This is a genomic window from Micromonospora matsumotoense (assembly GCF_900091525.1).
In the GTDB taxonomy this organism is placed as follows: domain Bacteria; phylum Actinomycetota; class Actinomycetes; order Mycobacteriales; family Micromonosporaceae; genus Micromonospora; species Micromonospora matsumotoensis.
In genome coordinates this window covers 223,170-236,450 of record NZ_FMCU01000008.1, presented here as the reverse complement: position 1 = coordinate 236,450, position 13,281 = coordinate 223,170, and the positions used below count along the sequence as shown (strand labels likewise).

At 71.1% G+C, this 13,281-nt stretch carries 11 protein-coding genes; 9 read left to right on the top strand and 2 right to left on the bottom strand.

Annotated elements, in window-relative coordinates; translation table 11 throughout:
• The first annotated feature begins 845 nt into the window (after positions 1–845).
• From kdpF to GA0070216_RS18105, 9 genes are all read left to right on the top strand, one after another.
• Entirely contained in the window at positions 846–935 is a 90-nt protein-coding gene (gene kdpF / locus GA0070216_RS18145) for a K(+)-transporting ATPase subunit F (RefSeq protein WP_091080931.1), read from the top strand.
• Complete coding sequence (gene kdpA, locus GA0070216_RS18140) at positions 935–2,590, top strand: potassium-transporting ATPase subunit KdpA (protein WP_091247308.1); 1,656 nt, start codon at positions 935–937, stop codon at positions 2,588–2,590. The genes kdpF and kdpA overlap by 1 nt, the downstream gene beginning before the upstream one ends.
• Before the next feature lie 20 nt (positions 2,591–2,610).
• The gene (kdpB, locus tag GA0070216_RS18135; protein ID WP_091247306.1) at positions 2,611–4,803 is read left to right on the top strand and encodes a potassium-transporting ATPase subunit KdpB; all 2,193 of its coding nucleotides are present in this window, start codon (positions 2,611–2,613) and stop codon (positions 4,801–4,803) included.
• Positions 4,803–5,684 carry a potassium-transporting ATPase subunit C gene (locus GA0070216_RS18130; RefSeq protein ID WP_091247304.1) on the top strand — a complete coding sequence of 294 codons (882 nt, stop codon included), beginning with the start codon at positions 4,803–4,805 and terminating at the stop codon, positions 5,682–5,684. The genes kdpB and GA0070216_RS18130 overlap by 1 nt, the downstream gene beginning before the upstream one ends.
• A 90-nt stretch (positions 5,685–5,774) precedes the next feature.
• Positions 5,775–8,330 carry a sensor histidine kinase gene (locus GA0070216_RS18125; RefSeq protein ID WP_091247302.1) on the top strand — a complete coding sequence of 852 codons (2,556 nt, stop codon included), beginning with the start codon at positions 5,775–5,777 and terminating at the stop codon, positions 8,328–8,330.
• Positions 8,327–9,010, top strand: a complete 684-nt coding sequence (locus GA0070216_RS18120; RefSeq protein ID WP_091247300.1) for a response regulator — start codon at positions 8,327–8,329, stop codon at positions 9,008–9,010. Before GA0070216_RS18125 ends, GA0070216_RS18120 begins: the two co-directional genes overlap by 4 nt.
• Before the next feature lie 754 nt (positions 9,011–9,764).
• A complete protein-coding gene (locus tag GA0070216_RS35560) occupies positions 9,765–9,947 on the top strand; it encodes a hypothetical protein (RefSeq protein WP_091247299.1) in 183 nt (60 codons plus the stop codon).
• Positions 9,948–9,969: 22 nt separating this feature from the next.
• Positions 9,970–10,098: a hypothetical protein gene (locus tag GA0070216_RS36440; protein ID WP_342670755.1), complete on the top strand. Its 129-nt coding sequence runs from the start codon at positions 9,970–9,972 to the stop codon at positions 10,096–10,098.
• Positions 10,095–10,625 (top strand): potassium channel family protein, encoded by a 531-nt coding sequence (locus GA0070216_RS18105; protein ID WP_245722580.1) that lies wholly within the window; start codon positions 10,095–10,097, stop codon positions 10,623–10,625. The genes GA0070216_RS36440 and GA0070216_RS18105 overlap by 4 nt, the downstream gene beginning before the upstream one ends.
• Positions 10,626–10,644: 19 nt before the next feature.
• Here the strand turns inward: GA0070216_RS18105 and GA0070216_RS18100 are convergent, their stop codons facing one another.
• Positions 10,645–12,282, bottom strand: coding sequence for an ABC transporter permease (locus GA0070216_RS18100; RefSeq protein WP_218108231.1), 1,638 nt, complete (start codon positions 12,280–12,282; stop codon positions 10,645–10,647).
• Positions 12,279–13,169 (bottom strand): ABC transporter ATP-binding protein, encoded by an 891-nt coding sequence (locus GA0070216_RS18095; RefSeq protein ID WP_245722565.1) that lies wholly within the window; start codon positions 13,167–13,169, stop codon positions 12,279–12,281. Before GA0070216_RS18095 ends, GA0070216_RS18100 begins: the two co-directional genes overlap by 4 nt.
• Positions 13,170–13,281 lie beyond the last annotated feature (112 nt).

Here is a 13,281-nt window from a genome sequence, read left to right as displayed (position 1 = left end):
TGGTGCGCCGGATGGCGGCTGACGTAGGGCCAGGCGCGCGCGGCGGGGAGGCATCGACGGCAGGGTTGTCGATTGCGGTGGAGCTGGTGACCGGGCGCGGCCGGGACGGGACTGTGGCCGCGGCCCCGGTCGGGTTCTCGCGGCCAGCCCGGCGCACACGTTCGCCGAGTTCGCCGAGGCGGTCGATGTCGCCTACGGCCGCTGGACCTGGGCCACCTGCGGATGCTCGTCCTGCCCGGCGGGGTGGAGGTGAGCTGGTCAGCCTGGCGGCCGGTCCCGCCTTCCCGGGCACCCGAGACGGCCGGTCCCGCCGGCTGGATCTGCTGCGCCCTGGTCAGTCGTTCGCCTACGTATTCGACCTCGGTGAGGACTGGACGCATCTGTGCACCGTCACCCGTGCCGCAGACACCGTTCCCGCGCCGCCGCGGGCTCTTCGCCTGGTCGGCGATGGGGGGGCCTGCCCGACCAGTACGGCCGGACCGTGCCGGGTGAGCCCCGCGAGGCATGCCGGGGACGCGGCTCGACGGCGATGCTCGCGCGCCTGCCGCCGCCGCTGCCGTCCTGGGGACGGCCCGCCTGATTCGCACGACCGTGTGGCCGGGGTCACCCGATCGTGGGAACGCGTGAAAAGGGCGTTAAGAATCGCCGGTTCGCCGTGATGGTCGCGCTATAGCCCCTGCCGTTGAGGGGCGGGTGGCGTTGTGATTGCCCGGTGCGGCCGGTCGGCGGCCGTGACGGACGAGTGCGGAACATGAGGAGTCAGACGTGTCTGACGTGGTGTTCGTGGTGTTGACGGTGGCGCTGTTCGCGGCGCTCGCCCTCGTGGTGAGGGGTGTGGAGAAGCTGTGAGCGCCGTCAACGCGATCGGTCTGGTGCTGGCGATCGGCCTGGCCGTGTTCCTGGTGGTCGCCCTGCTCTTCCCGGAGCGCTTCTGATGACCGTGACGACAGCCGGTGTGCTGTTCATTGTTTCGCTGCTGGCGGCGCTGGTCGCCGTGCACAAGCCGTTCGGCGACTACCTGTACCGGGTGGTGTCCGGTACCCGGCATTCCCGCGTCGAGCAAGGCATCTACCGCCTGGTCGGGGTGAACCCGGCTGCCGAGCAGTCCTGGGGCGTGTACGCCCGCGGCGTGCTGGCCTTCTCGGCCGTCTCGATCCTGTTCCTGTACGGGTTCATGCGGCTGCAGAACCACCTGTGGCTGTCGCTCGGCTTCGACCCGGTGATCGCCCACGGCGCGTGGAACACCGCGGTGTCGTTCGTGACCAACACGAACTGGCAGTGGTATCCGGGTGAGTCGACCATGGGTCACCTGGTGCAAATGGCCGGGCTGGCGGTGCAGAACTTCGTCTCGGCGGCGGTGGGCATCGCGGTCGCGGTGGCGCTGGTCCGGGGTTTCGCCCGCAGCCGCACCGGGGAACTGGGCAACTTCTGGGTCGACCTGACCCGGATCCTGCTGCGGGTCCTGCTTCCGATCGCGGTGCTCGGCGCCGTCGTGTTGATGGTCGGCGGGGCGGTGCAGAACCTCTCTGGCGGCACCGACGTGACCACGCTGACCGGCGGCACCCAGACCATCACCGGCGGGCCGGTGGCCAGCCAGGAGGTGATCAAGGAACTGGGCACCAACGGTGGCGGCTTCTACAACGTCAACAGCGCCCACCCGTTCGAGAACCCGACCACCTGGACCAACTGGATCGAGATCTTCCTGATCCTGCTGATCCCGTTCAGTTTGCCCCGGGTCTTCGGCCGGATGGTCGGGCAGAACCGGCAGGGCTACGCGATCGTCGCGGTGATGGCGATCCTCGCGCTGGCCAGCATCACCCTGACCAACGTCTTCGAGTTGACCGGCAACGGCACCGTTCCGCAGGCGGTCGGCGCTGCCCTCGAAGGCAAGGAGGTCCGGTTCGACGTGTCGAATTCGGCCACCTTCGCCGCCGCCACCACGCTCACCTCGACCGGCGCGGTCAACTCGTTCCACGACTCGTACACCGCCCTCGGTGGCGGCACGTTGCTGGTCAACATGATGCTCGGCGAGGTGGTCCCCGGTGGTGTCGGCGCCGGCCTGTACGGCCTGCTGATCCTCGCGGTGATCACCGTGTTCGTGGCCGGTCTGATGGTCGGCCGCACCCCGGAGTACGTGGGCAAGAAGATCGGCTCCCGGGAGATCAAGTTCGCCTCGCTGTACTTCCTGGTCACCCCGGCCCTGGTGCTGATCGGCACGGCGGCGGCATTCGCCACCGGCAACAACTCCACCGCACTCAACGTCGGCCCACACGGCATGTCCGAGGTGCTGTACACGTTCACCTCGGCGAGTAACAACAACGGCTCCGCCCTCGCCGGCATCACCGTCAGCACCCCGTGGTGGAACACCGCCCTGGGCCTGTGCATGCTGCTCGGCCGGTTCCTGCCGATCATTCTCGTCCTCGCGCTGGCCGGCTCGCTGGCCCGCCAACAACCGACCCCCGCCTCCGAGGGCACCCTGCCGACCCACCGGCCGCTGTTCGTCGGGATGGTCGTCGGCGTCACGGTGATCCTGGTCGCGCTGACCTTCCTGCCCGCGCTCGCGCTCGGCCCGCTGGCCGAGGGGCTGTGACCACCATGAGAGAAAAGGCCATGACCACCTCCACGCCGGCGCCGCACGGCACCGCCGACGCGGCGACCGCCGGCACGCCGGCAACCCAGGGCAACCGGGGCGGTGGCCTGCTCGACCCGAGGCAGCTGCTCCGGGCGCTACCCGACGCGTTGCGCAAGCTGGACCCGCGCACCCTGTGGCGCAACCCCGTGATGCTGATCGTCGAGATCGGCGCGGCCTTCACCACCGTCCTTACGGTGGCCGACCCGTCGGTGTTCGCGCTCGCGATCACCGTCTGGCTGTGGCTGACCGTCATCTTCGCCAACCTCGCCGAGGCGGTCGCGGAGGGACGCGGCAAGGCCCAGGCCGCCGCCCTGCGTCGGGCGAAGACCGACGCCGTCGCCACCCGTGCCCTCGACTGGAGCAGGGGCGCCGCCCCCGGCACCTACCGCACCGAGAGCGTCCCCGCGCCGCAACTGCGGCAGGGCGACGTGGTCGTGGTCGAGGCCGGCGAGACCATCCCCGGCGACGGTGACGTGGTCGAGGGCATCGCCAGCGTCGACGAGTCCGCGATAACCGGCGAGTCCGCGCCGGTGATCCGGGAGTCCGGCGGCGACCGTAGCGCGGTCACCGGCGGCACGAAGGTGCTCTCCGATCGGATCGTCGTGATGATCACCCAGAAGCCGGGGGAGAGCTTCATCGACCGCATGATCAATCTGGTGGAGGGCGCCAACCGGCAGAAGACCCCCAACGAAATCGCGCTGAACATCCTTCTATCCGCATTGACGATCATTTTCCTGCTCGCGGTGGTCACCCTCCAACCCTTGGCCATCTTCTCCAAGAACTTCCAGGCCGCCGCGCCGGACTCCAACGCGGTCACCGACGGCGGGGTGACCGGGATCGTGCTGGTCTCGTTGCTGGTCTGCCTCATCCCGACCACCATCGGCGCGCTGCTGTCGGCCATCGGCATCGCCGGTATGGACCGCCTCGTGCAGCGCAACGTCCTGGCGATGAGCGGCCGGGCCGTCGAAGCGGCCGGTGACGTCAACACCCTGCTGTTGGACAAGACCGGCACCATCACGCTGGGCAACCGGCAGGCCGCCGAGTTCCTGCCGGTCGATGGCCTCGACGCAGCCGGGGTCGCCGACGCCGCGCAACTGTCCAGCCTCGCCGACGAGACCCCGGAGGGCCGCTCGGTCGTGGTGCTGGCCAAGAACGAGTTCGGACTACGCGAGCGTGAGCCAGGGTTGATGCCGCACGCCACCTTCGTGCCGTTCACCGCGCAGACCCGGATGAGCGGCGTCGACCAGGGCGCGCAGGGAGGCGCCGGCGGTGCCCGCCGCATCCGCAAGGGTGCCGCCGCCGCCGTGATGAAGTGGGTACGCGACAACGGCGGCCACCCCACCGAGCAGGTCGGCCAGATCGTCGACGAGATTAGCGGCCTCGGTGGCACCCCGCTGGTGGTGGCCGAGCACGTCGACGGCCAGCCGGCCCGTGCCCTCGGAGTGATCCACCTCAAGGACGTGGTCAAGGCCGGCATGCGGGAGCGGTTCGACGAGATGCGCGCGATGGGCATCCGCACCGTCATGATCACCGGGGACAATCCGCGTACCGCGAAGGCTATCGCCGACGAGGCCGGGGTGGACGACTTCCTCGCCGAGGCCACCCCGGAGGACAAGCTCGCCCTGATCCGCAAGGAGCAGGAGGGCGGCCGGCTGGTCGCGATGACCGGGGACGGCACCAACGACGCCCCGGCGCTGGCCCAGGCCGACGTCGGCGTGGCGATGAACACCGGCACGTCGGCGGCGAAGGAGGCCGGCAACATGGTCGACCTGGACTCCGACCCGACCAAGCTGATCGAGATCGTGGAGATCGGCAAGCAGTTGCTGATCACCCGTGGTGCCCTGACGACCTTCTCGATCTCGAACGACATCGCGAAATACTTCGCGATCATCCCGGCGATGTTCGCCGGCATCTACCCGGGCCTGGACACGTTGAACGTCATGCGGCTGTCCAGTCCCGAGTCGGCGATCCTCGCCGCGGTCATCTTCAACGCCCTGGTCATCGTGGCGTTGATCCCGCTGGCCCTGCGGGGTGTCCGCTACCGGCCGGGGGCGGCGTCGAAGCTGCTCAGCCGCAACCTGCTGGTCTACGGCCTCGGCGGCATCGTGGTGCCGTTCGTCGGCATCAAACTCATCGACCTGCTCATCCAGTTCATCCCAGGGGTCTCGTGATGCGCCTACCCGCCTGGCTCGCCCAGCACCTCGCCGCGCTACGCGCGCTGCTCGTTTTCACCGTCCTGCTCGGCCTCGCCTACCCGCTCGCGCTGGTCGCCGTCGGCCGGATCCCCGGTCTCGACGGCAAGGCCGACGGCTCGCTCGTCACCGCCGGCGGAAAGACCGTCGGCAGCAGCCTGATCGGCCAATCGTTCGCCGACGCCGACGGCAACCCCGTCCCGCGTTACTTCCAGTCCCGCCCGTCGGCCGCCGGCGACGGCTACGACCCCACCTCCACCAGCGCCAGCAACCTGGGCCCGGAGGACATCGTGGACACCACCGCCGCCGACCCCGCCGGTTCGACGCAGAGCCTGCTCACCCAGGTCTGCGCCCGCAGCAAGGCCGTCGGGGAACTCGACGGCGTCGACGGCCGCCGCCCCTACTGCACCGCCGACGGCGTCGGCGCGGTGCTCGCGGTCTTCCGGGCCGACGGCCTGACCGGACCGGTCACCCGGGTGGTCAGCGTCAACCAGACCGCACCCGCCACCCCCTTCCTCGCCGAGTACCGGGGCGTGCCGGTGGAGCTCGCCGAGCCCGGCCAGGACTACCGGGCCGCCGGAGCCACCATCGTTGCGATCCGCGGTGACGCCCCCGGCGAGCCGCCGGTGCCCGCCGACGCGGTCACCGCCAGCGGCAGCGGCCTCGATCCGCACATCTCCCCGGCGTACGCCGGCATCCAGGTGGCCCGGGTGGCGCGGGAGCGGGGCACGGACCCGGCGGAGATCCGGAGGCTGGTCGGGGCGCACACCACCGGCCGGACGTTCGGCTTCATGGGCTCGCCCGGGGTGAACGTGCTGGAGCTCAACCTCGCCCTCGACGAGAGGTTCCCGGCACGCTGACACCATGGCGCCGGGTCTGGGACCTCCGACATGTCCCGGCCCGGCGCCCGCCACCGAGCCACCGATCGCGCTGTGGAGAGGACTTCTGCTGTGCCACGAGGGGAACTGCGCATCTACCTCGGTGCCGCACCCGGCGTCGGCAAGACCTACGCCATGCTCGAAGAGGCCCACCGCCGCGCCGAACGCGGCACTGAGGTGGTCATCGGCTTCGTCGAAACCCACAGCCGCCCGCATACCGCCGCGATGATCGGCGACCTGGAAACCGTGCCCCGCCGGACGATCGACTACCGAGGTGCCGAGTTCACCGAGATGGACCTCGACGCCGTGCTCGCCCGGCGGCCTGAGGTCGCCGTCGTCGACGAACTCGCGCACACCAACGTGCCCGGCTCCCGCCACCAGAAACGCTGGCAGGACATCCAGGAACTCCTCGACGCCGGAATCACCGTGCTGACCACGGTCAACATCCAGCACCTGGAGTCGATCAACGACGTCGTCGCCCAGATCACCGGCACCATCCAACGCGAGACCGTCCCCGATGCCGTCGTCCGCGCCGCCGAACAGGTCGAACTGGTCGACATGACGCCGGAGGCGCTGCGTCGCCGGATGGCGCACGGCAACGTCTACCGCCCCGACAGGATCGACGCCGCGCTCGGCAACTACTTCCGCGTCGGCAACCTCACCGCACTGCGCGAACTGGCGCTGCTCTGGCTGGCAGACAAGGTCGACGCGCAACTCGACGCCTACCGGGCCCAGCAGGGGATCTCCGACACCTGGGAGGCCCGCGAACGGGTCGTCGTCGCGCTCACCGGCGGCCCGGAGGGGGAGACGCTGGTCCGCCGGGCCGCCCGGATCGCCGCCCGCAGCAAGGGCGCCGACCTGCTGGCCGTACACGTGGCGCGCAGCGACGGCCTCGCCGGCGCGGATCCCGCCCAACTGGCCCGGCAGCGGGTCCTGACAGAAAGCCTCGACGGCACGTACCATCACGTCCTCGGCACCGACGTGCCGGCCGCGTTGCTCGACTTCGCCCGGGGCGTCAACGCCACCCAGCTCGTGCTCGGGGCCAGCCGCCGCGGCCGGTTCGCGCACCTGTTCTCCCGTGGCGTCGGCGTCACCACCACCGCACTGTCCGGCCCCATCGACGTGCATCTGGTCACCCACCCCGAGGCCGGCCGCGGCCGGCGGGCCCCCGCGGTGCCCGCCGCCCTGTCGCGGCGCCGCCGGCTGCTCGGCTTCGCCTTCGCCGGCCTGGGGTTGCCCGCCCTGACCGCGGCGCTCAAGGCCCTACCCGATCTCACCCTCACCAACGACATCCTGATCTTCCTCGCCGCCGTCGTCGGCGTCGCCCTGGTCGGCGGCCTGTGGCCGGCGCTGGTCGCCGCCCTCGGCGGCTCCCTGCTGCTCAACTGGTTCTTCACCCCGCCCTACTACACCCTGACCATCGCCGAGACGGACAACCTGCTCGCCCTCGGCGTCTTCGTCGCCGTGGCCGTCGCCGTCAGCGGGGTCGTCGACGTCGCCGCCCGACGCACCCGGGAAGCCGCCCGCGCTTCCGCCGACGCACAAACCCTGGCCACCGTCGCCGGCAGCGTGCTGCGCGGGCAGCGCCCCCTACCGGCGCTGCTCGACCGGCTCCGGGAGACCTTCGCGCTGCGCGCGGTCAGCGTCCTGGAACTGGCCGCCGATGCGGAGAAACGCCCGGACCGCGCCCGCGAGGACACCGCCTGGCGGATCGTCGCCAGCGTCGGCGACACGCCGGCGGGCAGCCCGAGTGCGGGCGAAACGACGGTACCCGTCGACGACCGGCTCACCATCGTGCTGTCCGGTCGGCGGCTGGAGGCCGCCGACCGGCGCATCGTCGAGGCGTTCGCCGCCCAGGCCGCTGTCGCGTTGCGCCAGGAACGCCTCGCCGAACAGGCCGCCACCGCCCGACCCCTGGCCAAGGCCGACCGGATGCGCACCGCGCTGCTCGCCGCCGTCAGCCACGACCTGCGCACCCCCCTCGCGTCGGCCAAAGCCGCCGTGTCCAGCCTGCGCAGCCACGACGTCGACTTCGATTCCGACGACCAGGCCGAGCTGCTCGCCACCGCCGACGAGTCCCTCGACCGACTCAGCCGGCTGGTCGCGAACCTGCTCGACATGAGCCGGCTGCAGGCCGGCGCACTCGGCGTCCACCCCGTACCCATCGGCCTGGAAGACGCCGTACCCCGGGCCCTGGACGAACTCGGCCCACCCGCGGCCGACGTACGCACCGACATCCCCGCCGACCTGCCGGCCGCCGCCGCCGACCCGGGCCTGCTGGAACGGGTCCTGGTCAACCTCGCCGCGAACGCCCTGCGCCACAGCCCGCCCGGACAACCGCCCACCATCACCGCCAGCGCCCACTCCGGTCAGGTCGAACTCCGCGTCATCGACACCGGCCCCGGCATCCCGCAGGACCAGTGGGACCACGTGTTTCTGCCATTCCAGCGCCTCGGCGACCGCGACAACACCACCGGCGTCGGCCTCGGCCTCGCCCTGTCCCGCGGCCTCGCCGAAGCCATGGGCGGCAGCATCACCCCCGAGACCACCCCCGGCGGAGGACTCACCATGGTGCTGCGGCTACCCGCCGCCACCCCAACCCCACCCCCGGAGGGCCCGCAGGAATGAAACGCATCCTCGTCGTCGACGACGAACCCCAGATCCTGCGCGCCCTACGCATCAACCTGCGCGCCCGCGGCTACGACGTCGACCTCGCCGCCACCGGCGCCGCCGCGCTCAAAACCGCCGCCAGCCACCCACCCGACCTCGTCGTGCTCGACCTCGGTCTGCCCGACCTTGATGGCGTCGACGTCATCCGCGGCCTACGCGGCTGGACCACCGTACCCATCATCGTGCTCTCCGGCCGCGCCGGCAGCGACGACAAGGTCACCGCCCTCGACGCCGGCGCCGACGACTACGTCACCAAACCCTTCGGCGTCGACGAACTCCTCGCCCGCATCCGCGCCGTCACCCGCCGACACGGAACAGGAGCAGACCTGGCCAGCCCCACCGCGCGGCTCGGCCAGCACACCGTCGACCTCTCCGCCCACACCGTCACCCGCGACGACGGCACCGAGATCAAACTGACCCCCACCCAGTGGGGCGTGCTGGAGGCCCTGCTGCGCAACCCGGGCAAGCTGATCAGCCAGCGGCAGCTTCTCCACGACGTCTGGGGCCCGGAATACCAGGCCGAGACCGGCTACCTGCGCCAGTACATGGCCCAGCTACGCCGCAAGCTCGAACCCGACCCCACCCGACCCCGCCACCTCATCACCGAACCCGGCATGGGCTACCGCTACCAGCCCTGAAACGGCAGGACACACCAGGGAAACCCTCAAACTCGTAGTCCTGATCGTTCTCGCTGTGGCAGCGATCTTCGGCACCGGCGCCGCCGGCGCCGGTCTGCTGAACAGGACCCCCTGCGGCCCCACCCCACGATCCGCCGCCACAGCCCGACGACGACCAGCGCCGGGTCTAGGGTCCGCCCTCAACACCGACGGCGCGACGTGGCGTCGCCGCCGACGCCGGTACTTCCCCGACGCAACCGACAGCTATGTCCCCGCCGGAGGGTGTCGCCCCGCCCCGCATCGCCGGTGACGGCACCGTGAGGGCATGCGCCCTGTGTTTCTGACCCGCCCGCCGGCCATGCCGAGGCCACAGACCGCAGGACGCCCTCGTCCCGGCGCGGCGGGCGCATGCTAGGCCGAACACCGACATGGCAGCGGCGTAGCGGCCGGCTGCGGCACCCCGCGTAGGTGATCGCTGTCGGTTTCGGCAGTGCGGTTGGTGTCGGCACCGGTCTGCTGTCCCTGCCGGTGGCCACCCGGGCGGGTGAGCGGGCTGACCTGGTGGACGCGCTGTTCACCGCGACTTCTGCGGTCTGCGTCACCGGGCTGGTCACCGTCGACACCGGCAGCTACTGGTCCGGTTTCGGGCAAGCGGTGATCCTGTTGCTCATCCAGGCCGGTGGGCTGGGGATCATGACCCTCGCGAGGCTTTTCACCGTGTTGCTGCCTGCTCGACGGCGGAAACAAGCTGCTGGCCGGGTTCTTCGCCTCGGCCATGACGCGGACCGCCGGATTCAACAGCGTCGACATCGGCGGGATACGACCGGAGAGCCTGCTCGCCAGCGACGTGCTGATGTTCGCCGGCCGCGTCGGTCCGCTCACCCTGGCCTCGGCGCTGGCGCTGCGCGACCGCAACCGCCGCTTCGAGCTACCCGGGGAGAGGACGATCGTTGGCTGACGCACGTACCTAACCCGTCGTCGTGATCGGGCTGGGCCGATTCGGCTCCGCCCTGGCCCTGGAACTGGTCAGCCGGGGCACCGAGGTCCTCGCGGCATCGACCACCGACCGAAGGTCGTCCAGGCTCTCTCCGGGCAGTTGCCGCACGTGATCACCGCCGACTCCACCGACATCGAGGCCCTGCGGCAGGTCGGCGTGGCCGAGTTCCACCGCGCGGTGGTGGCCATCGGCACCGACATCCAGGCCAGCATCCTCACCACCAGCCTGCTGGCCGAACTCGGCATCCCCGACATCTGGGCAAAGGCCATCAGTGGCCAGCACAGCAACATCCTCACCCGCGTGGGCGCCCACCACGTCGTCGCACCCGAACACGACATGGGTGAACGTGTAGCCCATCTGCTCTCCGGCCGCGTCCTCGACTACGTCGAAGTCGACGCCGACTTCGCCGTCATCAAGACCACCCCACCCCGCGACATCGTCGGCCTGCCGCTGCGCGAATCCCGCGCACGCAGCAAGTGGGGCGTCACCGTCGTGGCCGTCAAACCGCAGGCAGCCGTACCCGGCGGCAAACCCCGCGCTTTCACCTACGCCACCCCCGACACCGTCCTCACCTACGGCGACCTCATCCTCGTCGTCGGCACCGTGGACAACGTCGAACGCTTCGCCACCACGGACTAGCCCGGCTGTGCTCGCCTGTTCAGGTGCGTAGGTCGCGGTGGTGGTAACCGATGGCACCCACCGCGGCGACGGCGCCGGCGGTGATGAGCATGCCGACGGATGCGGTCCAGTTCGGTGCCAAGTCGGGCACTGGGGCGAGGTGCGTGAACGGGGACAGCGTGCCGACCCAGTGCGGGGCGCCGGTGCTGTCCGCGATGGCCTGGAGGAGGAAACCACCTACGGCGGGCAGGCTGCCGACCAGCGAGACCGCGCGGGGGAGCCAGCCGAGCGCGAAGACCGCAGCGCCGAGGCAGAGCGCCGCTATCGGCAGGACGTTCACCGCGCCTGCGAGTGCCGCTTCGAGGTGCAGGGGTGCGCCTATGCTCCTCGCCCCGATCCAGGTGGCCAGCCCGGCCGTGGCGGTGAGCGTCACGGCACCGGTTGCGGTGCTGGCAGTTTCGGCGGTGAGGAACCGGAGCCGGGTGACGGGTCCGGCGTAGAGGAGGGTGAGCCGGCGGTCGGTTTCGGCGGTGGCAGTGGCGGCGACACGTACGGCAGCGAAGACCCCGGCGGGGATGGCGAGCAACACGAACATGGCCGCCACGTAGCCCTCGACCGAGCCGAGGCCGGCGAACCCGGCCTGCGCGGCGAGGTCGGCGAACCGCGGGTTGTCGGCGAGGAAATCAGTCATGGAGACCGCCAGCAGCCCGATGAGAAGGTAGTAGACGCCGACACCGGCGGCCCAGCCGGTGAGAGGGCCCAGCAGACGTCGGAGGGCGAACCCGGGGATCGAGCCGAGTAGGCGCAGCCGTGGCGCGCGTCCGGTGCGGGGCGCGAACCAGCCACCCCGCACGTCGCGGTGCGCGGCGGCCGCAGGGATGGCGACGAGCAGGGCCGACGATGCCAGCGCCAGCACCACCAGCGGTAGAGCCCGGTTGTCGTGGTAGGGCCGGGAGATCGCGGTGAGCCCGAACGGAGACAGCCACCGCAGCCACCCGAGTCCGTCGACGCCGTCCCCGACCATCCGCAGGAGCAGCCCGGTGCCGAGCAGTGCGACGGTGGCGCCGCTCGCGGCGGCGCGGTGCGGGAAGATCTGTGCCGCCAGGGTTGCGGCGGCGGCGAAGAACACGCCGACCAGCGCGACACCCGCCCCGTGGAGGGTGGCACCGGCCGCCGGGGTGCCGGTGGCGGTGAGGGCGGCCGCGGTGGAAACCCCGGTGAACAGAGCGGCGGTGACCACCACGGTGGCGTGGCGCATCACGACGGTGGACAGGGGAATCCTGCCGGCCAGCAGCAGGTCCCAGTGGCCGGCGTCTTCGGCACCGCGGGTGATCCGGGTGGCGGCGAGCAGCGCCCAGACCCCGACCACGACGGCCAGGACGGTACCGGTGCGCCATACGGTGAAGCCGCCCGCGGAGTCGAGGGCCACCGGCTGCCCGAACAGGGTGCGGATCGCCGGGTTCTCGGCCAGCGCGGCGAGGGCGGCGGCGTCCATGGTGTCGCCGACCGTGCTGGCGTAGGTGGTGGCGACCATCGCCGACATGCCGCCGGCCAGGACGATGACGACGATCGCCCCGCGTCGGATCTGACGGACAGCCAACCAGGTCAGGGCATGTATCGCGCCGGTCTGGCCCGCTGCCCGTGCGGCCTGCGGTGCTGGCGCGTCGACGGCGGTCACCGGGACACCTCGTCGTAGTAGTCGAGGAAGATCTCTTCGAGTGTCGGTTCGTGGATCGTCAGTGCGGTCACGTCCGCCGTGGCCAGGCCCCGCAGGGCTGGCGCGGGCGGGCCGGTGAGGGTGAACCGCAGCCGCGTGGGCCCGACCCTCTCGACCGCCTCGACACCGGGCACCCCGTCGAGCTGTGGTGCGGTGCCGGCGAAGGTGACCTCCACCTGGCTGCGGTGCAGGCGTCGAAGGTTCGCGACGTCAGCGACCTCCACGAGCTTGCCGGCGCGCAGGATCGCGACCCGGTCACACACGCTTTCGACCTCGGCGAGCTGGTGGGAGCTGAGGAACACCGTCTGCCCCCGCTCGCGGGCCTGCGCCACCGCGTGCTGGAACTCCCGTTCCATCAACGGGTCCAGGCCGCTGGTCGGCTCGTCGAACACCAGCAGCGGGGCGCGGGTGGCGAAGGCCGCCACCAGGGCCACCTTCTGCCGGTTCCCGGTCGAGTACGTCCGGCCGGGTTTCGACACGTCCAGCGCGAACCGCTCGACCAACTCGTCCCGGTAGCCCCGGTCGACACCGGGGCCGGTGCGACCCAGCAGCTCCAGGGTCTCAGCGCCAGTCAGCTGCGGCCACAGCGCCACGTCGGCAGGCACATACGCCAACGACCGGTGCGTGACGCGTACGTCCTGGGCGTCGGTGCCGAAGATACGGGCATACCCTGCCGTCGGTCGGGCCATGCCGAGCAGCAGGCGGATGGTGGTGGACTTGCCGGCACCGTTCGGGCCGAGGAACCCGAACACCGACCCGGCGGGCACGGCGAGGTCGAGCGCGTCAAGCGCGAGGAGTCGCCCGTAGCGTTTGATGAGACCTACGGTGCGAACAGCGAACGCATCCACGGGAGCCTTCTTCGGTCGGCGCGATGTGACGACTGCCGACCAGGCTTCCCGGCGCTCCTCCGCAGAGCGTACGTCCGAAGGCGACCGATAGGAAGCGTCTGTCGAGAGACGC

Excerpts from the sequence above, each read along its gene's own strand:
- kdpA (WP_091247308.1), top strand. The coding sequence starts at position 935 with ATGACCGTGACGACAGCCGGTGTGCTGTTCATTGTTTCGCTGCTGGCG.
- kdpB (WP_091247306.1), top strand. The coding sequence starts at position 2,611 with ATGACCACCTCCACGCCGGCGCCGCACGGCACCGCCGACGCGGCGACC.
- GA0070216_RS18130 (WP_091247304.1), top strand. The coding sequence starts at position 4,803 with ATGCGCCTACCCGCCTGGCTCGCCCAGCACCTCGCCGCGCTACGCGCG.
- GA0070216_RS18120 (WP_091247300.1), top strand. The coding sequence starts at position 8,327 with ATGAAACGCATCCTCGTCGTCGACGACGAACCCCAGATCCTGCGCGCC.
- GA0070216_RS35560 (WP_091247299.1), top strand. The coding sequence starts at position 9,765 with ATGACGCGGACCGCCGGATTCAACAGCGTCGACATCGGCGGGATACGA.